Origin of the sequence: Blautia sp. MB18-30, assembly GCF_023669475.1 — a bacterium.
GTDB lineage: Bacteria > Bacillota > Clostridia > Lachnospirales > Lachnospiraceae > Blautia_A > Blautia_A fusiformis.
In genome coordinates this window covers 17,377-41,716 of record NZ_JAMOYY010000002.1, presented here as the reverse complement: position 1 = coordinate 41,716, position 24,340 = coordinate 17,377, and the positions used below count along the sequence as shown (strand labels likewise).

The 24,340-nt window shown below is 39.5% G+C and carries 19 protein-coding genes and 2 pseudogenes; 4 read left to right on the top strand and 17 right to left on the bottom strand.

The window, feature by feature from the left end:
* Window positions 1-91: 91 nt before the first annotated feature.
* Window positions 92-550: pseudogene (locus NCY57_RS01095) on the bottom strand (CatB-related O-acetyltransferase); the annotation flags it as partial.
* A 312-nt stretch (window positions 551-862) separates the two neighbouring features.
* On the opposite strand from NCY57_RS01095, the gene NCY57_RS01090 reads away from it, so the two are divergent.
* Entirely contained in the window at window positions 863-1,180 is a 318-nt protein-coding gene (locus tag NCY57_RS01090) for a DUF6061 family protein (protein WP_237971461.1), read from the top strand.
* On the opposite strand, the gene NCY57_RS01085 is transcribed toward NCY57_RS01090, so the two are convergent.
* The 16 genes and pseudogenes from NCY57_RS01085 to NCY57_RS01010 form a co-directional block, all read right to left on the bottom strand.
* Complete coding sequence (locus tag NCY57_RS01085; protein WP_173740045.1) at window positions 1,077-3,521, bottom strand: ABC transporter permease; 2,445 nt, start codon at window positions 3,519-3,521, stop codon at window positions 1,077-1,079. The two genes, NCY57_RS01090 and NCY57_RS01085, sit on opposite strands and share 104 nt — an antisense overlap.
* Complete coding sequence (locus NCY57_RS01080) at window positions 3,518-4,192, bottom strand: ABC transporter ATP-binding protein (RefSeq protein WP_006426335.1); 675 nt, start codon at window positions 4,190-4,192, stop codon at window positions 3,518-3,520. The genes NCY57_RS01085 and NCY57_RS01080 overlap by 4 nt, the downstream gene beginning before the upstream one ends.
* Before the next feature lie 177 nt (window positions 4,193-4,369).
* Window positions 4,370-5,635, bottom strand: coding sequence for a sensor histidine kinase (locus NCY57_RS01075; protein WP_118752508.1), 1,266 nt, complete (start codon window positions 5,633-5,635; stop codon window positions 4,370-4,372).
* Entirely contained in the window at window positions 5,611-6,300 is a 690-nt protein-coding gene (locus NCY57_RS01070) for a response regulator transcription factor (RefSeq protein ID WP_118752507.1), read from the bottom strand. The genes NCY57_RS01075 and NCY57_RS01070 overlap by 25 nt, the downstream gene beginning before the upstream one ends.
* Window positions 6,301-6,319: 19 nt before the next feature.
* Window positions 6,320-6,490: pseudogene (locus tag NCY57_RS16995) on the bottom strand (tRNA (uracil-5-)-methyltransferase); the annotation flags it as partial.
* A 425-nt stretch (window positions 6,491-6,915) separates the two neighbouring features.
* Entirely contained in the window at window positions 6,916-7,953 is a 1,038-nt protein-coding gene (locus tag NCY57_RS01060) for a virulence RhuM family protein (protein ID WP_110103429.1), read from the bottom strand.
* Between the two features lie 65 nt (window positions 7,954-8,018).
* Entirely contained in the window at window positions 8,019-9,089 is a 1,071-nt protein-coding gene (gene mcrC / locus NCY57_RS01055; protein ID WP_110103430.1) for a 5-methylcytosine-specific restriction endonuclease system specificity protein McrC, read from the bottom strand.
* Window positions 9,086-11,482, bottom strand: a complete 2,397-nt coding sequence (locus tag NCY57_RS01050) for an AAA family ATPase (RefSeq protein ID WP_110103431.1) — start codon at window positions 11,480-11,482, stop codon at window positions 9,086-9,088. Before NCY57_RS01050 ends, mcrC begins: the two co-directional genes overlap by 4 nt.
* Window positions 11,483-11,497: 15 nt before the next feature.
* The gene (locus NCY57_RS01045; protein ID WP_180215018.1) at window positions 11,498-14,569 is read right to left on the bottom strand and encodes a type I restriction endonuclease subunit R; all 3,072 of its coding nucleotides are present in this window, start codon (window positions 14,567-14,569) and stop codon (window positions 11,498-11,500) included.
* Between the two features lie 13 nt (window positions 14,570-14,582).
* Window positions 14,583-15,341 (bottom strand): toll/interleukin-1 receptor domain-containing protein, encoded by a 759-nt coding sequence (locus NCY57_RS01040; protein ID WP_110103432.1) that lies wholly within the window; start codon window positions 15,339-15,341, stop codon window positions 14,583-14,585.
* Entirely contained in the window at window positions 15,341-16,627 is a 1,287-nt protein-coding gene (locus NCY57_RS01035) for a restriction endonuclease subunit S (protein ID WP_250789377.1), read from the bottom strand. Before NCY57_RS01035 ends, NCY57_RS01040 begins: the two co-directional genes overlap by 1 nt.
* Window positions 16,628-16,639: 12 nt before the next feature.
* Window positions 16,640-18,742, bottom strand: a complete 2,103-nt coding sequence (locus NCY57_RS01030) for a type I restriction-modification system subunit M (RefSeq protein ID WP_110103434.1) — start codon at window positions 18,740-18,742, stop codon at window positions 16,640-16,642.
* 83 nt (window positions 18,743-18,825) lie between these two features.
* Window positions 18,826-21,102, bottom strand: coding sequence for an AAA family ATPase (locus tag NCY57_RS01025; RefSeq protein WP_110103435.1), 2,277 nt, complete (start codon window positions 21,100-21,102; stop codon window positions 18,826-18,828).
* Window positions 21,103-21,123: 21 nt separating this feature from the next.
* Window positions 21,124-21,324 (bottom strand): helix-turn-helix domain-containing protein, encoded by a 201-nt coding sequence (locus tag NCY57_RS01020; RefSeq protein ID WP_008976224.1) that lies wholly within the window; start codon window positions 21,322-21,324, stop codon window positions 21,124-21,126.
* A 41-nt stretch (window positions 21,325-21,365) separates the two neighbouring features.
* Entirely contained in the window at window positions 21,366-22,013 is a 648-nt protein-coding gene (locus NCY57_RS01015) for a hypothetical protein (protein WP_110103436.1), read from the bottom strand.
* Window positions 22,003-22,905 carry a hypothetical protein gene (locus tag NCY57_RS01010; RefSeq protein ID WP_110103437.1) on the bottom strand — a complete coding sequence of 301 codons (903 nt, stop codon included), beginning with the start codon at window positions 22,903-22,905 and terminating at the stop codon, window positions 22,003-22,005. The genes NCY57_RS01015 and NCY57_RS01010 overlap by 11 nt, the downstream gene beginning before the upstream one ends.
* Window positions 22,906-23,216: 311 nt before the next feature.
* Between NCY57_RS01010 and NCY57_RS01005 the strand changes: the two genes are divergently transcribed.
* From NCY57_RS01005 to NCY57_RS00995, 3 genes are all read left to right on the top strand, one after another.
* Complete coding sequence (locus tag NCY57_RS01005) at window positions 23,217-23,735, top strand: helix-turn-helix transcriptional regulator (RefSeq protein WP_110103438.1); 519 nt, start codon at window positions 23,217-23,219, stop codon at window positions 23,733-23,735.
* Window positions 23,736-23,879: 144 nt separating this feature from the next.
* Entirely contained in the window at window positions 23,880-24,089 is a 210-nt protein-coding gene (locus NCY57_RS01000; RefSeq protein WP_146207156.1) for a hypothetical protein, read from the top strand.
* Window positions 24,025-24,339 (top strand): DNA ligase, encoded by a 315-nt coding sequence (locus NCY57_RS00995; RefSeq protein ID WP_110103439.1) that lies wholly within the window; start codon window positions 24,025-24,027, stop codon window positions 24,337-24,339. Before NCY57_RS01000 ends, NCY57_RS00995 begins: the two co-directional genes overlap by 65 nt.
* Window position 24,340: the final 1 nt, after the last annotated feature.

Sequence of the window (24,340 nt, the reverse complement as noted above, 5' to 3'; positions counted from 1 at the left end):
TGTGAATCTTTTATCTCTTTTGCAAACTGTTCTTTATTATTTCTAATAGCTTTTGTAAAGCACAAACTAATAGAAATCAAAATTTCTGGTAATATGGTGGAACATCACTTCCCACAACGCTGTTTGCACCAATGATTGCACCATCTCCAATGTGAACGCCGGGAAGGATTACCGAATTTTGCCCGATCCAAACATCATTTTCGATAACGGTATCTCCTTTTAATGGCAGATCCGTCTTTGCAGGCGGCGACATTTCCCATCCCTCCAAGGTATAGAACGGGAATGTAGAGACGGCGTTCATCTGATGGTTTGCACCGTTCATCACAAACTCAACTCCGGCGGCGATTTGACAGAACTTTCCGATGATGAGTTTGTCATCATTCCACTCGTATAAGTGTGAAACATGACTTTCAAAATCCGAATCGGCAATATAAGTAAAGTCCCCGACAATAATATTCGGATTTGTAATCGTCGGTTTCACATATATTTCTTTATCATACCCTGCAATTGGATGGATTGTATTGGGGGTTGGGTGTTTTCCGTCTTTCATCTTAACTACCTCTTCAAATTCCGATTGAAATTTCACCTGTTTTAAGAGATTTAATAACTGTTATATTTTGTTATTAAATTCTCCGCAAACTCTTGAAAACACTGGATTTGTCGCAGGTGAGCTTTCCCTTATTTTTTCCCTTGTGTTATATCGTCCCATCAGTGTTTATGAACTCTGATAAGGGCAAATACAAGGGCAAAAAAATTATATAAAACAGTATAACATAAAATAAAAGTGACATGGTGGACTGATTGAAATGCTTCTTAATTTTTGCTACTAATGATTGATTAAATGATAAGGAGATGGGATACGATGAGAACAATATTTGCAGAATACAATCCACAACGAAACAGCATTGACATTTATACAAATGTTGGCTATATGCTTCGCATTGACTGCTGGGAAGCCGAAAAGGATTTAAAAACCACACCCGGATCAGACTGTGCATTGACTTCACTTGCAGTCGATGAACCACTTGAATATACGAGATTATATCTTGAGGGCAATTTACAGATGTGGGTAGATGCTATCCCTGATACCTTATTCTTTCTACCAGCGTTTCCTTTTTCAGATTACTGCTTAAAACGCAGGAAAGTACAATCTGCAACAGACCGACCAAAAAAATCATAATAAAAATTGGTACGATTGGAACATGATAGATATTCATTCCAAATATTCCATTATGTTTTGCATAGGAAAAAAGTGCATAGCCGAGCGGCAGACCAATGATCAAAGCTACGCATATGGTACCAACCGTAAAAATCAGTCCCTGTAACTGCAGGCATAAATTTAATTGTTTATTTGTCATACCCACAGCCTGTAATACACCATATTCCTGCTTTTTTGTCGTAATATTCATGATCATGGTGTTTGCCATATTCATAAAACCGATGAGTCCCACAACCGCCATAAACAGATAACAGCCGAGCTTCATCATGCGGGCTGCGAATTCTGCATATTGTAACTGTGCATGATAGGTATCCATTTTTATATGCGAAGTATTAGAAATCAAAGTATTCAGACTCTGTTCCACAGATGCCACATCTTTTTTATCACAGTCCACCCACAGATATCCATAGGCTGTTCCCCTCGGATTCATGGAACGGTATACACCTTCCGGAATGACAAGATAAGTGTCCGCGCTTACAAAGGATCCCGCAATCTTTCCCTGATAGGTATAGGTTCCACTTCCATTCTCAAAGTCAAATGCAATGGATTCACCCGGAGCATATCCATCTTGTTCCATCCACATCGACCAACCAAAGAAAATTTCACCATTCTTTACCGCCCGATCATAATCCATAGAGCCAATATCCCCGTCTTGGCGCATAAAATCAAAATCATTTTTACTCACAATATCAACCGGAAATCTTGTTCCGTTCAGATTTACAGAGACAATCTCTCTCGTCATGACATCTGTCACTCCTGGAATGCTTTTGATTTCTTCAATCATTGAATCATTCAATGGATTATCCGTCAGAATCGTATCCAGATTATTCTCCGGATATCTTTCATCGTACTCAGCAGAATAGTCAAGCTGCAGTTCAAATTGTCCATGATTAACGGAAAGACGTGCTTCATGCTCCGTATCAATATTTCCTACATAATTAGAGATAATCACAAACAATGCGCAGGAAAGCCCCAGTGTGAGGATGGTACCAATGGTTCTTTTTGGATTACCCGTTATATTTGCCATTGCCATAGAAAACACGGTGACATTTTTTCTGCCATTTCGTTTTCCTTTTTTGTGTGTTTCTGCATTTTCTAAATACCGTGTTGCTTCGATAGGTGAAATCCGTGAAACAATTTTCATTGGTTTACGCAGCGCCAAAGCAACGGTAAAAAATGACACGAAAATACATAGAAGCATAACAGGCAGGGAAAACAGTGGCATCTGCTGATTTTGGACTCCCATAGAGCCAGTTCCGGTTGATACAAGGTTTCCCTGTTCTACCAGCCAGTTAAAACCGCATTTTGCAATCAGAAAACCAAGAAGCAATCCAACTGGTATTGAAGAAATTGTCAAAAACATACCCTCTCTGAAGATCAGTTGTTTCATCTGCTTTTTTGTCGCTCCCAGAGCCTTGATTTTTCCATACTCCTGTATCTTGTTGGCAATACCGACCTGAAAAATATTATAAATGACCACAACAGAGAAAAGTACAATTGCAAGAATCAAAACCCCGCATACCGCAATCGTTTCATAACTCGGCTGCAAGACCCATTGCAAATAGAGATCATTGACTATAACGTTTTTTTCTTCGATCCCACAAGCTGCTGCAATCTGCTTTATAACCGACTCAATATTATTCATAGATACATTTGCAGAATCATTTAAAGTAAAATAAATATTATACTGTCTGTCATTCTCTGCGGCGTGCTCATCATAAAACTCCTGTGATCCGAAAGCAACATAAGATGCCTCGATGGTATACTCATCCCGATCATATAGGATTCCGCTGACAACAAATTCTTCCGGCTTATATTCTGACTGCATCCCTGCGCGGTAATCCAGTGTAACCGTATCTCCGATCTTTACATCACCATACCCCATTGCACGAAAAAATGCTCTTCCTGCGGCAATTTCCTGCATTTTTTCCGGATACTTTCCTTCCTTCAACTCATATTCTTTATTATAAGGAAGCATTTTTCTTGCAGTCTCATCCATGCAGACAAACCCGCCTTTTTCATTGCCTTTTATGATACCTTCGGTGCACATAGTGCCTGTAGCATCTATTTCCGCACGGCGGTTTACTTCTTTTAACTGCGATCCGTCTGCGGAAACAAACAGACCATAATTGCTTCCATATGATCCTGCCGCCTGACTTTTCTGTAAATGAATTACCCCATTTCCCACAGTACTGATGATAACAAGCAGCATCGTGGTCAGACAGATTGCCATCATGATCAGTATACTTCTTGTCCTGTTCCTTTTGTCATTGCTATATGCAATCCTGCTTATTGTCTTCATCTGAAATCCACCACCTGTCCGTCCTCAATCACCAGAATACGGTCAGCGACCTGTGCAATTTCGTCATCATGGGTAATCATTACAATTGTCTGTCCATATTTTTTTGCTGTCATCTTAAGCAGAGCGATTACCTCATCACTGGTCTTAGAATCAAGATTTCCTGTCGGCTCATCTGCAAATATAATTTCCGGACGATTCACCAGTGCTCTTGCAATTGCTACTCTCTGCTGCTGTCCTCCGGATAACTGATTTGGCAGATTATAAATCCGGTTTTCAATCCCCAGAGTTGCAATAATATCATTTACATACGCTTCATCCACTTTTCTTCCATCCAGCCCCAGTGGCAGTACAATATTTTCCCAGACATTAACAGATGAAACCAGATTAAATGCCTGAAAAACAAATCCGATTTTTCTTCTGCGGAAAACAGCAAGGGCATCTTCCTTCATCCTGTATAAATCTTTCCCTGCTAAAGTAACACTGCCTTTTGTCGGGGTATCAAGCCCTCCAAGCATATGAAGTAATGTACTTTTACCGGAACCTGACTTTCCAACAATTGCGACAAATTCTCCCTGCTCAATCTGAATGTCCACCTGATTGACCGCTTTGACCTGATTCTCACCTGCGCCATAAAACTTACAAAGCTGCTTGGTTTCTAATATCACACTCATGTGTTGCCTCCTTTTCAATTCTGTAAAGCGTACCTTTTCAGCACGCTTTCTTTGCCTGTTTATATATTTGGTCATTTTTCAACCTACATCCAAATTGTATCAGGACAATCTTTCATTTCACTTTCAAAAAACGAGCAGAAATCTTACAGAATTGTAAGATTTCTGCTCACTTAAAATTTAACCAACATATGGTAATTGAATCACAAACGTGCTTCCTTTTTTCTTTTTGCCGGAGGTTACCGTAATCGTACCTGCGTGTTTTTCGATAATTTCTCTCGATAGAAAAAGTCCGATTCCTGTACCACTCTTTTCCATGACCTCCTTGGAACTTCCTCTGTAAAATCGTTGAAAAATTTTGTGATACTCATTCTGCGGAATACCAATTCCCTGATCCTCAATTTCCATTCTTACAAGATCGTTTCTTTTTTGTAACCGGATAAATATTTTTGAACCACACGGACTGTACTTGACCGCATTATCCAGAACGTTGATCACAGCTTCACCAAGCCACCTTTTATCCTGCATAATCGTGCATGTTTCCAGCTCTTTTTCATAGTCAAAAACGAATTCAATTTCTTTCTCATCCGCTTTAGGATAAGTGCGGTTCACAGCAGATATGACAGTATCCATAAGCGGAAGTTTTTTCTTATTAATCTGAATCAGTCCAGTTTCCATCTTGGATATTTCAAGAAGCGACTGCAATAATGTCTCCAGTCCATCCAGAGCGCTCCGACAACGGATACGAAACTCCTCCTGTTCTGTGGCACTTAAGTCATTCTGCATCAGCACACTAAAACATGTATCCAAAGCTGCAACCGGTGTCTTTAACTGGTGAGAAATATCAGAAACCATTTCTTTCGTGTTCTCCTTTTCTGCCCTTGCTTCTTCCTTTATCAACTGAATATGATGTCCGATTGCTTCAAGCTGGTCATTCAATTTTTCCAGTTCTGCATGATTTTCCGTTTTCAGTAAATCATCAAATTTATTTTCACGGAATCTGATCAGAATTTCTTCCAACTGGTCTAAAATTTTCTGATGACACGCATCTTCTTTTTTCTTCCAATAAAGTAAAAAAGTCAAAAGAAGCACGCATATCACAGTGCTTACAGCACCGGTCACCATAACATGATGCCGGAATTGCGAATAAAATGCATTCCCTTTATTCCCCCAGTATCCATATTGCTCCAATAATCGCCTTCCCTGTTCGTTAGTTTCAATATCCTTATCCTTAAGCAATTCCGAAACAGCATCCAGCCCGGAAAATTCTTCCTTTGCAGCAATCTCTGTCATAAGATTCATTTTATATTTATAATCTTCATAAAACACATACGTGGTAAAGCAATTTAATATTGCAAACACTAATATGACCGGCAATACCAAAGACAAGGCTGATGTGAGTTTCCTGTGATATCTCTTTGTCACTGCCTTACCTCCTGATTCCATATATACCCAAGACCTCTGATATTCTTTATATAGACCGGTGCAGCCGGATTGTCTTCAATTTTCTCACGGAGTCTTCTGATATTGACAGCGATTGTATTTTCATCCACAAAATCCCCTTCCAGATCAAACACATTTTCCAATATTTGTGTTTTTGAAAGAATCTGTTTCGGATTCTGAAGAAAAAAAGTCAGCATTTTTAACTCCGTTTTTGTCAGACTGATTTCACGACTCTTTATCAGGACTTTCATTTCTCCTGCGATAAATACGATATCTCCCGAAATCATCTTTCCGGCTTCCGTTTTCTCCTGTCTGCGGCGGAAATGTGCTTCTATTTTCAAAAGAAGTACCGAAAGACTAAACGGCTTTGTAATATAATCATCTGCCCCTGCTTCATATCCCATGACCTGATCCATCTCCTGATCTAGTGCTGTAAGACAAATAATGTATGTATTATAATTGCATCTCATCCACCTTACAAATTCCAGTCCATTCCCATCCGGAAGATTCACATCACAAATGGTAACATCCACATTATTATCATTTGCAATTCTTTTCGCTTTTTTCACTGATTCTGCTGAAAAAACCTCATATCCGGATTTTTTCAGTGAAAATGTAATTCCACGATTTAAATTTTCATCATCTTCAACCACGAGTATACCTGGCATAGCATCTCACCTCTCTTTATTAACTATTCATCTTAAAATGCTTCAATGCCTCCACAATTGCACTCTCTTTATCTTCTGGACACTGCGGTTGCCTGCTATCTTCATTTTTAGGTAAATTATAATTCTTTCCAACCTCAATTCCGCATTTTCTCTTTACCTGTGAGATATACAGATTGGAAACCTTCATGCCGGCTTTTGTTTCAGTTGGGACAAAAGAACCACAGTCTCCACATGGCTCGATAGGTCCGGATTGATGTCGGTCATCGGGAACCTATCCAGACTAATATGGTATGTACCAAAATATCTCCGTTTGTTTGCGGAAACATATCTACAAATTCTGTAGCAGAAAATTCTTGATACATTCCGCTATCCATATCACAGCCTAAACCTCACCTGTTCACGGAAAAAGTTCAACTTTTTTATTCGTTTCTACTATTATAGTGATTCAAACATAAAAGTCAAATTTTGCAAGGAACCTCCATCGCCTCAACCTTGTCCGTTCTTCCTACAAAAACAGGTCAACAGCTATTTTTCGTCCTAACTGATAGCCAGGTTTCCATGCACTCGACCTTATCATACCTGAAAATCCAGCATTGAAAGAGAGGACCGATCCTATTACTTCTTCGCATTCTCTTCCAGTTCCAACATGTATTTATCAAAGTCAGACATGAACAATCTGTCCTGAATAACACGATACTTTTCAAATTCAGTCTCGGCTTTAGCCTTGGCAATCTCTGCCGTGATCTTTCCTGCATCCTGAAGGACCTCTCTGTCATCAGCCATCAGGAATAGATCCAGACGCTTTGCCCAGTCCTCCATTGTCATCGGAATGTAACGTTCTGCACGATCCTCGGCCAGATCCAGATAAGCAGAAACGATACGCTCTAATGAACGCATTTCCTGCTCTGAAAGATAATTCTTCGCAACACTCACATCACTTTTTACAATCTTTCCTTCCGGTGCTGCTGCCCACGTGGTCAGCCCCATATGTGGCTTATCAGCATCTGCTCGCTCATAAATCAACTCTGCTGCCGTATGTCCGTGAACTGCATAATGCATCTTGTTCTGCACCTTGGCAAAAAACTGCTTTGTTGTTTTGGATGTGCGGTCGTAATCAAGAGCTGTAGCATAGATGTCCGTTATCTTCTGATAGAATCTACGCTCAGATAAACGGATCTCACGAATCTGCTCAAGCAAACGATCAAAATATTCTGTTGTAAGCACTGATCCACCATTTTTTAGACGTTCGTCATCCATAACCCAGCCTTTGATGGTGTAGTCCTTGGCAATTTGATTGACCCATTTACGGAACTGAACCGCACGCTCTGAATTTACTTTAAAGCCTACTGCAATAATCATCTCCAAGGAATAGTGATTTGTGCTGTAGCTTTTTCCGTCAGCGGCAGTTATCCGAAATTTTCGGATAACTGAATCCTCTTGTAATTCGCTATCACTGAAGATTTTTTTTACATGATAATTTATGGTGCGAACATCCACATCGTACAACGTGGCCATCATCTTCTGTGTCAGCCATATATTCTCATCCTCATAGCGCATCTCAATGCTGTCCTGCTGATCACCGACAGAAGCAACATAAGTCAAATATTCTGCAGCGCTGGAACGGATGGTTATTTCATCTTTTTTCTTTTTCAAATAAGAGACCTCCTTCTGCTTTCTTCTCATTTCACCAATTGAAAATCACAACAAAATTGATGGCTTTAATATTTCTTTGCAAGTCCAGAAAAATGTGACTCCACAATTCTATCCATCTGATTAGCAATCTCCGCAAAAGGCTGGTTCAAGTCTAGAGTTTTAACACTTATCTGACTTCCATGCATTTGATACACATTGTCCGGTTGTATTTCTTCTTCTGTCTTTGCATAGAGAAGCATTCCAGAAACTGTATTTTTCTCCTCTCCAAATTGATAACTCCGATTTTTTACGTATGTAAAAATCTGATACAAATTATTAGAATGAATCGTATGTTTATCAAACTGGGACTGTGTTGTGTGACTATAGTATTTTGCGTCAATAATAAGTACAGTATTGCCACGTTGCAGATGAATATCACTTTGCATGACCGGAAGCATGGTTCCAATACCATCATCCAGTGACCACGGAATCTGTGATGCACTGACAGATAATTCAGGATAATGTCTGCTGTAATATTCCAGAATAAATTTCTCATACAACCTACACATACGTTGCTCATCTACGAAAGAGGCTAACCTATAGTCACCTGAATCTGTTGTAATAAGCATCCCCTCAATAATCAACTGGCAAATACTTACAAGCATTCTATATGTTTGATTGTTACGCTGAAAACGAATGGACGACCATTTAATTCCTGTTGGTTCTATTATCTCTACATTTGAAAAATACAACATTTTCTTTTTTAGATCATCTTTGTATTTTGCTTGCACTTTTCCATTGCGTAAAAGAAGCGTAACAGTTGTTTTCAGTATTTGATTCAGTAAATTGTTTTCTGACAACTCATCAAAGTCGCAAGTAAGTACCCTTTTATGTGCCAACCTATTTTTAATTGTACCCGGCATATTTATTTTGCCGCGCATAACTGAAAGTTCTTCCTGACGACTTATGTATTCTCTATATAGCCCTTGCTTTAACTGCAATCCAATTCCCTTAGACAGAATCGCTGCCAGCAGATTATACATCTCGTCAAAAGACTCTACTGCAACATCTTCATAGGTTTCTTGGTTCAGTGCCTGAAAAGTATAAGAAAGCATATGATAAATATTATTGATTAAAATGCTCTTATCCTTTGTCATTGAAATACACCGTGCAAAATATTCTCCCAACGTTGCAGTTTGTCTGTATCATCAAACCAGTATTCTGCTAACATAGGCAACACATCAAAATCAACCACATCTTGCATCCATTCTTCTGTACACTCATCTGTGTTACAGAAATAGCTATGCCCAATACAGAAACCTTTACCAAGTGATTTATCTTTAGCAATTTCTTGGTTCAATTCCTTAATACGGTCAATCAGAGTATTGAATGTGTCGTTTGCGAATCCTTCCTGATATTTAATAAAACCTTCTGAATCAAATCCCGGTTCCATATCAAAGAAGCTAAAACGACGACGAAGTGCGTAATCAATCATCGCCAGACTTCTATCAGCAGTATTCATCATACCAATGATATGTAGACGCTTTGGGACAGAGAAACTTAGGCCATTGTAGGCTAATGTTGCTTTCGTATCTCTATAATCTGCCTCAATTAACATGAGTAACTCACCAAAGATCTTACTCATATTTCCACGGTTGATCTCATCAATGATAAAGAAATAATCTTTATCAGGATGGTTTGCAGCCTTTTGACAAAATCTATAGAAAATACCATACTTCAATTCAAATCCATCTTCAACCGGCTTATACCCCATCATGAAATCTTCATAGGAATAATTTTGATGGAATTGCACAAACTCTATGCGATCATCATCCTTCTCACCCATAATCGAATATGCAAGTCTCTTTGCCGCAAATGTCTTTCCAACACCTGGAGCACCTTGAAGAATAATATTTTTCTTCTTTTTCAAAACTGCAACTAAGCGCTCATACTTTGCTTCAGTCATATATACATCATTTAAGAACTTTTCTTTGTCATATTTTTCAATACTATCTGCTGCAGGTGGTGCTGGATTTTCATCACGAATCATGTCATAAATGAAATCATATTCACCCTTTGTCAGTTTGAACAGACTACCCTGCGGATTACCAAAGTACTCCATCTTTTCAAGTTCTGGACAAGCTTTCAGAGTTGCATAATCAATTGGAGAAGACAGCCCTTCTACTTTTTCAAAATAAATTGATTTTCCATCTTGTTCCGCACTAATTTTGAGAATTGCAACTACCTGCTTTACCGGTGTGGACTCATAGCCGATTATCATATCTCCAGCCTTTGCATCTAAGAAATTCTGAAAAATACGCCGTTTATTGCCATTATCATTATATAATGTATAATCCTGTACTTCTCCAACTGGCATGCTAGCCATACTCCATATTTTGGGATTTGCATTCAAAAACCAGTATCTATGATCTTCTTCTCCTTCTTCATCTTGCGCATACAAAAGGACTTCTGATAAATCGACTTGATCTAGAGCTTCTGCTAATTCATCACGAAGTTTCCAAACATAAGATCCTTCTTCATCTTTTGCAGCATTCTTACCAACATATAATACAGGCCAAAATCGAGAGTTTTCTTCATCTCTTGCAATTACTGGACATCCAGTTTTTTGAACAATACGTCTTGCCAATGCAACAGATCCACTATTATAAAAGTTCTTGGTTTCTCCATATTTCACAGCAAGCTGAGTGCAAGTAGCCTTTCCACCATAATCCTTCATTCGTTTCATGATTTCGAGACTGCTCTCATTAAATACGTCTTTATCTGTCAGAAGCTCTAACCAATCCTCTACCGTTAATGCCGGAGTATAATCAGTCGGCCACCACTCATCCGCTTTAGGACCTGGTTCCTCCTTGTTCCAATAGCGAGAAATAAAGAAGCCCACATCTATTGTAAGAGTTCGTAATTCAGGATCAGCGTAACATGTAGATGTCAGCTGAGAATTAAGCAGATTTTTAAGTTCATCATCCTGCTGAAGTTCAGCACAAATCTCATCATAAAATGCCACAAAATTCCTGATGTTATCAGCATAAGCACCCTTTTTGAATCGATAATCACTTTCCAGCTCCGACGAGACAGCTTTTACTTCACTCAATTTGTAGATGTAATATTTATCCGGATATCGAAGCCATAAATATGTCATTATCGCATTTTCATACTGGTAATGCTGAGCCGCTCCATTGCCATACCTCTCTAATAACGTATTAGATTTATTTTTGAAGCTGGCTACTCTCTCGTATAAATCCTTGCTCTCATCATACAGTTCAATATACATTGAGCGTACTTCTTCTGGCGCAATCTCTGCAAACTTGGTAATCATTCTTGCTGGGAAGTTATTTACCGATGTCAACAAATTAGCCGTCTGAGCAAGTGACTTTGTTAGCATCTGTGCAAAATCATCTGAATTGACATCCCAATTTAACTGAAAGCATTGCACAGCCTCCCATTTATATTTTTCATTAGGCCACTGTTGTTGCACAAAGCGTTTTTTGTACTCTACCAGCACTTCTTTTAGTCGAAATTTATCGAACACTGTCTTTCACCGCCTTTATACTGATTCTCTAAGACTTTTATAAATCTCATCAGAAAAAATTCCCATCACCTGATGTTTCATTTCATCATTTGACAACAACATTGAAAAGAAATCTTGATTCTGTGACAATCCTTCAATAAGTGCATCATCAATATCATCAAAATAAGAGAACTCAAAGTCTTGCTGTGTATTATTCTTAGCACTTGTTTTAAGTTTATCTGATTTCATAAGGATATCTCTAATCTGCAGCATAGCCTTTACAACAACATCGTTATCATAGTTCTTGCCAGTCTTGCTGTTAATCTCATCGATTATTTCAGACAGTCTCTTTTCTTTATCCTCACTCAAACCAAAGTGTTCCGCCGTTGGCAATTTCATTACCGGCTTTGCAACCAGATCAGATGAAACATGTTCTTCACCCTTTTTCTGAACAAATTGAGAGGCTTTGATCTTTCCATCTAAATTAAAACCACCACCCGGATGCTTAATATTGATATAAGCTAACAGGTATGAAATAAAGTTATATTTCTTGTGCAAATCAGTATCTTCAAAACTAGAAACTTGAAGCAAAAACTCATAATAACGAACAAATCCACGCATATCTGCCACAGCTTGACGCTGTGTTTCATATTCATAATGTTCCAGTAGCTTCTTGCTTTTCTGCAGGAAGAATGTCAATCTTTGCTTCTGTTTTCCTGTTACTTTCTGTGAATACAATATATCATTTGCAGCTTCAATGTCAGCCGGATCAAATAATGCATAGGCATCAATAGTAGCTTCCAAGTCGTAAATTGCATTAGGCGTTACTGAATTTGCCAGTAATGTTGTGGTGTAGTATGGAGCAAATGCAGCTTTGATATCCTCGTATGTATTTACAAAATCCAACACAAATGTCTTTTTATCATATGGAGCACAAATACGATTCAGTCTCGAAAGTGTCTGGACAGCATTAACACCTCTTAGTTTTTTCAGAACATACATTGCGCACAGTTTTGGCTGATCAAAACCTGTCTGATATTTATTAGCAACCAAAAGCACTTGATAATTATCTGTATCAAATTCTTTGGTGAGTCTATCCTCCGGAAAACCATTGATAGATGCCTCTGTATATTCTTTATCATCATCCGGTAGTTTTACTTTTCCAGAAAATGCAACCAGAGCATGAATTCCGTCGTAACCTTTCTTGGTAATGTACTCCTCAAAAGCCTGTCTATATTTAACAGCACCTTGTCTGGACGCGGTAATAACCATTGCCTTAGCCTGGCCACCCAGTTCCTGCATTACCGTTGTTCGGAAATGCTCAACAATTACTTCTACACGCTGTGCAATATTAGTATCATGCAATTCTATAAAGCGTGCAATCTGCCTCTTTGCCGCATTCGTTTTACAACGAGGATCGTCTTCGATTTCCTTGTTAAGCTGGTAAAAAGTTGAATACTCTGTATAGTTCTGCAGAACATCAAGAATAAAGCCCTCTTCTATAGCCTGCTTCATCGAATAAACGTGAAATGCTTCTCTCTGGCCATGCGTATTCAAACGACCAAACAACTGAATTGTTGTCGGCTTAGGTGTAGCTGTAAATGCAAAAATTGATACATTTGCTTGCTTACCGTTTCTTTTGATTTCACTTGAAATCATATCTTCAACATCTGATTCAGTTTGATCACCAGAACCAAGCGACATTGTTACCGCAGCCATATCTTTACCTGCAGTAGAAGAATGTGCCTCATCAATAATTACTGCAAAACTTTTATTCTTAAGGTCCTTTACACTATCAACAATATACGGGAACTTTTGAATTGTGGTTGCAATAATCTTTGTATTACCATTCAATGCAATCGCAAGGTCAGCTGAATTGCACTTATCGTCCATAACACGAATCAATCCGGCCTTATGCTCCATTCCCATGATTGCTTTTTGAAGCTGACGGTCAACAACAACTCGGTCAGTGACAATAATGATGTTGTCAAAAATTATCTTGTTTTCTTCGTCATGAAGAGATGTTAAACGATGTGCCAACCATGCTATAGAATTTGTTTTTCCAGATCCAGCGCTATGCTGAATCAAGTAATTCTGTGCAGTGCGATTTTCTCTAACATCGGCAAGCACTTTTCGAATAACATCCAGCTGGTGATAACGAGGGAATATCAAATTCTCAGAACGTTTGATTTTCCCGGTCTTATCATCTACTTTTTCTTTTGTCTCGACAAAAATAAACTTACTTATTAAGTCCAAAATCGTATCCTTTGTAAGGATATCTTCCCACATATAAGATACGCTATACTTATCTTCAAACGCAGGATTTCCAGCACCAGCAGTTACACCTTCTCCGTTTCCCATATTAAAAGGAAGGAAGAATGTAGCGTCACCTGCGAGTTTTGTTGTCATATACACTTCTTCTAAGTCCATAGCAAAGTTTACCAACGTACCTGCTTTGAACATAAAAAGACGTGTTTTGGGGCTACGGTCGGTTCGGAACTGATAAATTGCATCCTGATAAGACTGCCCAGCTGCATTGCACTTAAGTTCAAATGCAATAATAGCTAGTCCATTCAAAAAGATAACAACATCAATTCGTTCTTTATCGCTGGCCCACACTTCCTCCATTGCAGAGAAAATATTCTGTCCATACTTTCTAGTCAAATCTGGATTGAATGTAGTTGCCGGTTTTGTGTACATGAGTTCCAGCTTCTGATTAGAAATTTCGATTCCATGCTTCAGCACATCAAGAAGGCTGCCACGAGTTTTTGTCGTTTCAGCATTGATAAAACTAACAATCGTCTCTTCCAAATCAGACTTATATATTTTTCTCAGATATTCCATCGTTTCGTGCTGAGTATCTTCTAGAAACTTAAAGAGCATCTCACGGTCAACTGCAAAATAACGATCAAAGTCACTTGCCTTACGAATAACGTAACCATTATCCTTTTCCAGTCTTTCAAGAAGAAATTTCTGATATTCTTTTTCGGAAAGAATTGATGCGTGATGAAGAAGCTTCTCGCTGTATGAAGCAACTCGTTTTGCAGCATTTTCTGCATGTTTTTCCGCATCCAAGTTCGTAATATCAATTATCGTTTTATCATCCATTGATTATCCCTCCTTACTCACTTTTCAGCCGTTTGATTAGTTGACGTGCAAAAAGCAAAGCAATCTGGTCGCAACTATACTTGGATGAGTCAATCGCTTGTATATCCGCTATAGATGGATACTTTTCTTGTAACTGTGAAACCGTAATGTTGTGCAAAATCGGAAGAATCAGCTTCTGTCCATTTCTATTCTGTCGATTTAAAAACTCATTCAATTCACGCTCGGTCCACTCTCGATCAAAGAAGTTTTCCGAAATAACGATAATTGCAAACTCTGCTTTTTTCGTGCCGTTCAGAATACGATCCTTCCAATTATCTCCCCACTCCAAAGACTCTTTATCATAAAAAATCTTAATCCCCAGTTTGTTTAATGACTGATATAATTCTTCAATCAAATCTTCTTTGTCCTTGTTAGCATGGGAAATAAACACATCAAATTCAGGCAAGGTTTTTGCCTGATACTTTGGTACACTAACCATTGAAATTCCGTTCATTTTATTTATAAAATCTTGGTCCTTACTGATGCTCTCCAAACATCCAACGAGATTTTTGTAAGCATCCAGATTTCTATGAAACAGAATTGTTTTCATGCGGTCGCCTAATGGATGTTCTTTAAGATAATTATTGTAAAAAATCTCTACATCATTGATCCATACTTCACTCGGACGATTATATTCGTTTATATCCGTACCGATTGCCGCTGCATTAATTGGGCTTTTAATAGAATGAGTCCTTTCTAGCAGATTATTAAGTTGTTCTTCAAAAGTAGCCATTAGACAACCTCCTTCTTCCCAGTTACATACTCAAAGATGAGTGATTTCTTATATTCGTCAAGTGTTGCAAGCTGCTCTTTCTTATCAGAGATAACATCATCCGCCTTTGCAAGCACTGCATCGACATGTTCAACAATCGCTTTTTGTTCATCCAGCGGTGGAACAGGATATGAAAGATCCGCTAACTTGTTCCAACGCAAATCACAAGAACGAACTCGAATTCCGGTTGCCAGTGCAAGGAATACATCACTGTACGCCATGCTACGAAGATAGTACATAATGTATCGCTTGTTTTGGTTGGTATCTAAAACATTAAGCACAGGTGACGCCTTGCCTCTTGAATCAGAAATGCCAATAGCGCCTGCAAAGCCGTCCATACCATGTACAATCAGATCACCGATATCAATGCCTTGATAACCGATTTCTTTATCAGACATCGTAAAACCATCTTCACGTCGATTGCTTCTCAGGGTTACCTCACCATCGCGGAAACAGGTTATTACACCATCATCATCACGCACCGGCTTCTGCATATATCGTAGAATGTACTTGCCACGAATAACCTCCCAATGTGAAGGCATATTGCCAATCCATTGAATCCCGCTGTCCTTCATCTCGGCATCGGGATTCAGTCCTTTGGTGACAGTTTCGGTGATAACAGACCGCTTGTACTGCTCCAGCGTGTCGATCTGAGTTTGAATGTCGGTGGTCAGCACATCAATTTCAGCGCATTTAGCATCGAGAAAATCGGCAATGCGGTGCTGCTCACCTGTTGGAGCAACCGGTATAAAAAGGCCGCCAAACTTATCCATCGGAATGCGCATTCGAATTGTATTCAATTTTCCATTTCCAGATTCTTTAATAAGAATGCCATTTCCAAGTCCAAACAAACTGCGTTGAAACATCGTTGTCTGAAAGATATAGTTATAGTAGCGTACATCTTCCTTTGCATTCCAAGGGCGAAGCATATAATAAACAGGACTAACACAACCAAAATATTGCGACAGCCCCACAGAGCCAGACAATATATTCATGCTATTCATTACGATATCCCCAGGATAAGCCAGTCTGTATGCACTCACATCCTCTTTAGGTTTGTTTCCTCCACCTTCTTTTTGATCGTATGGAATGACGCCTTGTTTAGCAGTCAACGAAAGAATTTCTGTTGTCCTAACAGGATTATTTTTCTCAACTCGTTCTTGCAAACAGTATTTTATTTTTCTTAGTTCCCAATTGGAGGGAAGCTCTCCCAACCAAGAGATTCCACTCGCTTTCATTTCTCTCATATCAGCACCACCTTACTCAAACAGCTTTGCCACACGCTTTGAAACCGAAAATTCCAGTTCCATAAACTTTGTTTCCAGCTCTTCACTTGGCGTTGATGCCTGATATTTGTAGAAATACCGCGTGAATGGGATTTCAGCACCGGTCTTGATGACAGGTTTTTTCTTTCCAAGATCTTCCTCAAAGAAAGCGGCGGCATCCGGGATATGAGGCAAAACCTCACGTGCCATATAATCTTCGATGCTTTCCTCCCATTTCACCAGTTCGGTGTCCTTGGTTTCTTTGTCGTAAATAATCCTTCCCTTGCGGTCACGTTGAATTTCTGCATTCTTATCCATAATAGAGAGGCCATTAGCAATCTTGTCGAGCAATTTTTTATCAGATGTTGCCGAAGCAAGTGCCTTAGTCAGTACAGGCATAAACTCAGTCGGTGAATTATATACTTGTTCTGAAGTGACAGCTTTCAATGTAGTAATAATCTCATCGTATAAGGCCTGATTGTTTTGGAATGATTCCAATTTTTTCTGTTCTTTGCCAGTTAGTTCTTCAGCATTCTCCAATTCATTAACCTTAGCCTGATCATAGAGAGAAGAAAGCGCACCCTTAGACAGCATAGCTTCGATACGCTCCTCTGTAATGGCATAGCTACGCTGAAGAGGCTGCATAACCGTGTACTCACGGTAAATGAACTCCTCGTTGTCGTAAATCTTGCAGTACTCGTTTTCTGCAAATTCTGCATAGAGCTTCGTTACGGTGCTGCGGTCTTCCGGAGATATTTCATTTTTCTTATCACCCAGAGCCTTGCGCAGTTTGTGGAAGAAGGACGAAGCATCTATCAACTGAATCTTGCCCTTGCGCTCAGCACGTTTATTTTTTGAAAGCACCCAGATATATGTAGCTATGCCCGTGTTGTAAAACAGATCTGTTGGCAATGCAATAATTGCTTCGATTAAATCGTTTTCTAACATCCAACGACGAATTTGGCTTTCGCCAGAAGCTGTACCACCTGAAAATAATGGACTACCATTTTCAATAATAGCAGCACGACCAAAGTTATCATCCATTTTGTCAATAGCAGATTGCAAAAACAGCATCTGCATATCGCCGGAACCAGGGAGCCCAGCACCCCAACGGCCTTCAAATCCCTTTGCATATTCATCATTAACTGCTTTTTCTACACCTTCAGCTGCATCTTTACCTCCCCACGGAGTACCAAATGGCGGATTTTCAATAACAAAGCGCATCTTGGTTTCAGCAAATCGATCTTTCTTCATAGTGTCCTGATAGCAGATATTCTCTGCATTCTGACCTTTGATGAGCATTTCTGCAAGACAGATAGCATAAGATTCCGGATTGATTTCCTGCCCAAAAAGACGAACATCTGCAGTAGGATTATATCTCTTAATGAAGTTATAGCTTGTGGAGAGCATACCACCTGTACCACATGCTTGATCCAAAACTGTAATTACTTTTCCGTCGTCAAAGATATCGTCACAGCCTTCAGCTAACAAAATATTTACCATCAATTTAATGATATCTCGTCCAGTGTAATGATCACCAGCCTCAGCGTTTTCAGAGAATCTACGAATTAAATCCTCGAAAATGTATCCCATCTTTACGTTATCAATCGTGCGAGGATTCAAATCCAATTCTGAAAATGCTTTGACGACACTTAACAGGCGATCGTTTTTATCCATCTTGTCAATTTGCTTATAAAAGTCCAAACCTTTCTCAGCAGACACAATAATCTCCTGCACATTAGGAGAAAAACTCTGAAGATACGCTTTAAAGTTGGCTGCTAAATTGTCGGCATCATTAATCAATTCTGCAAGTGTAAATTCACTAGTATTGTAGAACTGAAACCCCGAAATACGATACATAGCTTTTGCCGGGTAATTTGGGTTTGCTTTAAACTGTGCAACCACCTTGTCTTTGGTAGGTTCCAGCGCACACTCAAAACGTCTGATGATAACCATCGGAATGATTACATCTTTATATTTATCACTCTGGTATGTACCACGCAGCTTATTTGCAATAGACCAGATAAAATTCACCTCTGTTGATACATCGATAGGGCTATCGTCCCACATTGCATCGATAGTCTGCTTTTGTGCCATTATATTTTCCTCCAATCAGACTAAGAGCTTCCTAACCCTAGTCATTGTTAATTTTATATGTTTAAGTGTCCAAAAATCGGGACTTAGTCCTCGATTCCCATCATCATCTTATAGTGCTGTTCCTGATGCATGGCAGTGAAAATCAACTCAAACACTTTTTTGCACTGTTCCACATCACTGCCATCATCAATATAGTTGAAGCCATCACTTATAACAGCTGGGCCGTCGTTCATATATGTGAGCATGCTTGAAGCAAGGTTGTATCGGTCATAATTAGGCTTCTGTCCTTCCACTTCATCCACAAACAACAGCTTATTCTGTTCCAGAACAATCTTGTGAAGGTCGTTTCCTTCGTAGCCACATATCTGAATAAAGTAGTATTCAAGAATATGTCGGATTACATTCTTCACCGTATTTGCTGTTTTCAGTTCCTTATATTCATCCCACAGAGCAGCATACGAGTTTTGAATTGGATTATAGTTCTCTTGCTCGGTAGGTACTCTCTGACTCTGACGCACACAAAGTTTAACTGAAGAAATGTTTTCTATCTTACGAATCATATAGAACGAAACGCTGTGATATCTCTTTGCTTGGTGATGCGTAATTTCCTTATGGAAATAAACATTGTGAGTCAGAATGAAAATCTGCTTAATATAGTCGCCGTCGACTTTATGGCTTCGATAGTCCGTATTGTTGTAACAAACCTCAATCATCTCTCTGACCAGAGCACTGACGATGAACAATGCTCCACTATCCATACTGGATACCGGGTCATCAATAACAACAATTTTATCTTTTACAGCTTCACTATTAAGGCTTCCTTTCACAAGGTGATAGTAATACAAGAATGCAATAAAGTTTCTTTCACCTTCGCTCAGTTTTTCTGCAACAGTTCCATCCGGCCGAATAACCTCATATGTATTTGCTACTCCGTCCTTTGCACGAAGATGGAAACCTTCAAAACCAGAATTATCAAGCAGAACATTGATGCTATCGATAGTGGCCTCAGTATTCACAATCTGTTTGTTTAGTTCATTGGCCTCTTTCTTCTTGGCAGTAGCATCCTTTTTTAACTGTTCCATTTTATCTTTCAATGCTTTTATTTCAGTGTCCAAATCAGACAGTGCTTTGTTGTACGCAGCTACATCAGCTTTCAAAAGCTCTGCAAGATACTCCCACACCTGCTTTTTGCATAGAACCTTCTTTGTTTTGAGGTCTCTGACTATCTCGTTATTTTCTTTGATTTTCTTATTAAAGCCATCAATCAGAGTGCCAATCTCAATGAGCAAACTATCAGTATCTTCTAAGGAAGCAATGGATGTCGGCTCTTTAATCTTTGCTGCAATTCTCTGTTTATTAATGGTTATCGCATCCACAAGAAGCTGAACTTTTACTTCATATTCTGACAAGTCTAATTCCGGCATAGCAGCAGATACATTGCCCTCCAGCGTTGCTACAACGGAATCCATCTCTGATTCATATGTTCTTTGAAAAGCATTAATCGCAGAGATGTCATCTTGATACTGTGCATCAAAGCATGCAGCTATTTCTTTATCAAAGTTAGACGGGAGTTTTTGCTGGCAATATGGGCATTTTCCGTCTGTCTGGCCAGCAAAATGAGTATGACCACTTCGCACCCAATCAGTAGCTTTTAGGGCTTTAATAAATTTTGCAAAGTCCGTATCACTGCTGCTGGAGATTGGTTTTCCCATCAATTCATATCCCGGCAGGGATGCATAGGTAACTTTACCTGCCTTAGACAGCATGTTGTACTGCTGTGCATCGCCAGAAAAAACGGTCCCATATAGAGTTTTTAAATCTTCAACATCATGAGCAACCGGCGTAATTGCTAAAATTTCTTGAGCGAATAATGCAGCTTTTTTCTTACCCTTAATAGCTTCATCGAATAGTGTTCTGGCTTCCGCACTCTTGCTCCAGCAGTCTGATTGAAATGTCGATAAAGCGGTATTCTTATCCGCTGTTTTCTGGTCTATAGCGGCCTTATGTCCGTTATATTCCTCACCCATTTTCTTGCGTTCTGCATTGAGTGTATCAACCTGCTCTTGAATAGCAATATTAGTTTCATTTACGGTGAATACACCAGCAAGATTTCCATAGTTACGCAAGTTAGCATTTATAAAATCTGTATCATACACAAGAACATCATAGTCAGTTGATGCCTTCCCAGCTTGCCACTGTAAACGCTCATCGTTTGCCTTAAACGTTCGTGCAATGGTAGATTTGCCTGCACCATTCTTCCCATAGAAGAAATTTACATACGTCGGTTCTATAACCTCATTGGAAAATGTGGCATCGTTTAACGTTATTTTTTCTATTGCTGATTTCATTTTAGGGTTCATATGCAAATCTACCTCCTGCTTCTATTCTTTAATTTTTCCTTCTCTGACCCATTCGTCAACTTCAGAGATTTTGAATTTATATCGTTTTCCAGCTTTATATACAGGTAATTTTCCTTCTTTTATCCAAGTACGGACTGTATCCTGACTCAAACTTAGGTGTTCTGCTACATCTTCAAGGTTTACCCATTTTTCAACTTGCATGTTTTCATATTCTGCACTCATATTATTCCTCCATGTTCGATTCCAGATGAGTGGTTGCGTATTTATAAAGAAAAGACTTGTATCCCAGCTTCCCTTAATACCTCTACTGCATTTATCTTTTTTATTGCCCAGTGCATACGATTCAATTCATTCGTTCCGCTGCAGCCTTCGATTCCGAGTTCAAACCGAAGTTCATTTATTTTCTGCTGTGGTATCCAGTTAAGTATTTGATAATATACTTTAATGCCATTGTCCTGAATCTTTACATCAACAATCAACCCATACGCAGCATAGTGGTCTTCATCTGTTTTCCCATAAGTGTGGTTCTCAGTCGCAATAATTGCCGGATAGGTTTTCAGCACCGATATTGCATCTTCTGACAAAGCCGCATAAGCTGCTTTCAGTTCTTTTGAGGTACTTTCCGTTATTGCTCTGTCCTTTCGAACAAGGCAATGACAGTACTGAGGATTTAATTCATCATCTCCAACAACCAGAAGGTGATAGAAATCTGTATTTAATGTAATGGTGTGCACTGCGTTAGGGCTTCCCGGCATGGGTGGTGCCCCACCCACCATCATTACGCTATAGGTATTGTTCACAGCGTCTGTATGAGCTACCAATGTATTATTGTTACCGGGCAAATTAAATGTCGTATTCGGTGTTTGCGCTTGCAAAGCTCCCGGTTGTGATGGCTGTAATTTATTCTCCATCTTTTTTCTGCCCTCCATAATAATTGTTCGTAATGCTATCGACATGCTGAATGAAGCTATTGTTATTTCCAGTTACGTTGAAATTAAAAACCATTTGCTGTTTAGATTTTTCTTTGTTCTGATGAGGATCTTCACAGTCCGCTTCAACTATGACATCTTCTGGTGAGCCATTAGCATCATTCTCAGCTATGTCACAATCTTCAAGCTGAATGTATCTGAGTTTGATATCTACTGGCCAATCGGCACCAATATCTCCTTTGTAAGTCCTTTTTGCTCCACCGGCAGACGGACACCAGAAATCGAATGTTTCAGCTCCAACTACATTATCAACACTACATACCGAATAATGAAATATACCTAATAGAAATGACTGCAAAGGAATTTCTTTCATATTTATGAGTTCTTTTTTCTGCGCTGTTGTTCCATCTTCTTTGATATAGAAAGATTGGCTATCATCAATGCAATTATCCAACGATATTAATTCGACGAGTGCTTTCACGAGTAGCTCGTCTTTTTTTATATCTCCTCCAGCATCAATGAAGTCATCCACAAAGCGGCACATTTTTCTCAATGTATCCACATACTCGTTCTTCACTCTTTCGTCAAAAACTCTCAATGCCGTTTTATCACCGAACGGGAAGTAGCCTCCGCCTGCATTCTTACATTTCTTATATTCTGAAGCGTTACCCTGAATTGTTTTAATTTCAGTCGGCATTGGTGTCGCTAAATCAGAACGTATCACTCTGGCCAAACCAATCAAAGTTTCATATTCAGTTAATCCATCTTTTTTTCCTGCGTAGTGTTCATTTGCACCCAGCAGTTGCTTTCTAGCCTCTAAAAGCAAGGTGAAAAACGTACCGCCACACAGTCTTAAATTTTCATTTTTTGTCATTGATTGTCCCTCTAACCAAATTTACCTACTCAACTTACTCAACTGTGAATGGCAGGCCTACTCAACTTACTATTTTCTAGCCCTGTGAAAAGCCACAGGGATTTTTTGATGTTTGTCGGCCGTCGAATCTGATGAATATAAACCAGAGCAACCCCCAACAAACCCTACTAAATCATCATAACACTTTTCGACATTATTTTCAATGTAGCGAGTATGAACGAACAATAAACTCTACAGCGAAATATGCCTGAAATCTCTGTTTCCACCTGTGACTGGTCACAAATCTATGCCAATCACAGGAGGTAAATGTTATGGCAAACAAAGACAATCAGAGCAAACAGTATCGTATCTACATCAAGGAATCCAAAAGCTGGGTAGACGTAAACAAGGAGTTCTACACGAACTACTACCGTGACATCAACGCCTACCGTAAACGCCAGCAGGAACATGGCCGTTGTGTCTGCCCTGCAAGCAAACGCTATTTATGCGACATGGACTGTATGACCTGTCCGTATGTCAAGGCTGGCGATCAGCTTTCTCTCGATAACACCGTAAGCGACGGTGAAGGAAATGAAAAGAGCTGGCTTGATGACATGCCGGATGAATCCGCAGCTATCGCTGAATTAATGGAGGACGCAGAACTTCTTCGTGCCCTCTACGCAAAGCTGAACGAGCTGGACCCGGAAGGCCGTCTTATCTGCCAGCTTATTATGGAAGGAAAATCGGAACGTGACTGCGGCAAGGAAATGGGCCTCTCTCGTAATACATTCGTGTATCGCAGGGACAAGCTGTTCCAGAAGCTCCGCTCCGAGCTTAAGGACTACATCTAATATGAATGGTCGTCCTCTGATTTTTTAGGGGACGATTTTTCTTTTCAAAAACTTTTTTATATTTTTTCGGCCAAACGGCAATCTCACCTCCATTGAGTAGTGTAAGGCGAAACAAAGCGACCTACAGAAAGCGAGGTGAACATCGTGAAACAGACTTTTCACAACCGAAGCGGCACTGACGCAGAAGTGATTGCTACTCTCACTGCAATCAGTCAGGTATCCGCAAGAATGGCGAAGAATCTCAGAATCATCGCCGCACACAGACAATCCGAGGAAGGAGGAACAGAAAATGTCAAAAATGAGCGATATGGCTATGACCATCGAAGAGCTGAGAAATGCCGCCGCTGCTATTAACGATGTAGCAAACTGGCTCGCACAGCAGTTTGGAGGAGCATCCGAAGCTACTGAAAAAGCAGAAGCCCCTGCTGCTCCTGCGAAAACTGCATTGACCCTTGAGGAAGTTCGAGCTGTTCTGGCTGATAAATCTCGTGCCGGGCATACAGCTGAAATTCGAGAGCTTCTTAAAAAGTACGGTGCAAGCAAGTTGTCACTCGTAGACCCGAAACATTATGAAGCCCTGCTTAGGGAAGTGGAGGTGCTCTAAT

Excerpts from the sequence above, each read along its gene's own strand:
- NCY57_RS01020 (WP_008976224.1), bottom strand. The coding sequence starts at position 21,324 with ATGAGTGCAGAATATGAAAACATGCAAGTTGAAAAATGGGTAAACCTT.
- NCY57_RS01005 (WP_110103438.1), top strand. The coding sequence starts at position 23,217 with ATGGCAAACAAAGACAATCAGAGCAAACAGTATCGTATCTACATCAAG.
- NCY57_RS01040 (WP_110103432.1), bottom strand. The coding sequence starts at position 15,341 with ATGGCTACTTTTGAAGAACAACTTAATAATCTGCTAGAAAGGACTCAT.
- NCY57_RS01025 (WP_110103435.1), bottom strand. The coding sequence starts at position 21,102 with ATGAACCCTAAAATGAAATCAGCAATAGAAAAAATAACGTTAAACGAT.
- NCY57_RS01045 (WP_180215018.1), bottom strand. The coding sequence starts at position 14,569 with ATGGATGATAAAACGATAATTGATATTACGAACTTGGATGCGGAAAAA.
- NCY57_RS01035 (WP_250789377.1), bottom strand. The coding sequence starts at position 16,627 with ATGAGAGAAATGAAAGCGAGTGGAATCTCTTGGTTGGGAGAGCTTCCC.
- NCY57_RS01010 (WP_110103437.1), bottom strand. The coding sequence starts at position 22,905 with ATGACAAAAAATGAAAATTTAAGACTGTGTGGCGGTACGTTTTTCACC.
- NCY57_RS01080 (WP_006426335.1), bottom strand. The coding sequence starts at position 4,192 with ATGAGTGTGATATTAGAAACCAAGCAGCTTTGTAAGTTTTATGGCGCA.
- mcrC (WP_110103430.1), bottom strand. The coding sequence starts at position 9,089 with ATGACAAAGGATAAGAGCATTTTAATCAATAATATTTATCATATGCTT.
- NCY57_RS01015 (WP_110103436.1), bottom strand. The coding sequence starts at position 22,013 with ATGGAGAATAAATTACAGCCATCACAACCGGGAGCTTTGCAAGCGCAA.
- NCY57_RS01085 (WP_173740045.1), bottom strand. The coding sequence starts at position 3,521 with ATGAAGACAATAAGCAGGATTGCATATAGCAATGACAAAAGGAACAGG.
- NCY57_RS00995 (WP_110103439.1), top strand. The coding sequence starts at position 24,025 with ATGTCAAAAATGAGCGATATGGCTATGACCATCGAAGAGCTGAGAAAT.
- NCY57_RS01075 (WP_118752508.1), bottom strand. The coding sequence starts at position 5,635 with ATGGAATCAGGAGGTAAGGCAGTGACAAAGAGATATCACAGGAAACTC.
- NCY57_RS01090 (WP_237971461.1), top strand. The coding sequence starts at position 863 with ATGAGAACAATATTTGCAGAATACAATCCACAACGAAACAGCATTGAC.
- NCY57_RS01030 (WP_110103434.1), bottom strand. The coding sequence starts at position 18,742 with ATGGCACAAAAGCAGACTATCGATGCAATGTGGGACGATAGCCCTATC.
- NCY57_RS01070 (WP_118752507.1), bottom strand. The coding sequence starts at position 6,300 with ATGCCAGGTATACTCGTGGTTGAAGATGATGAAAATTTAAATCGTGGA.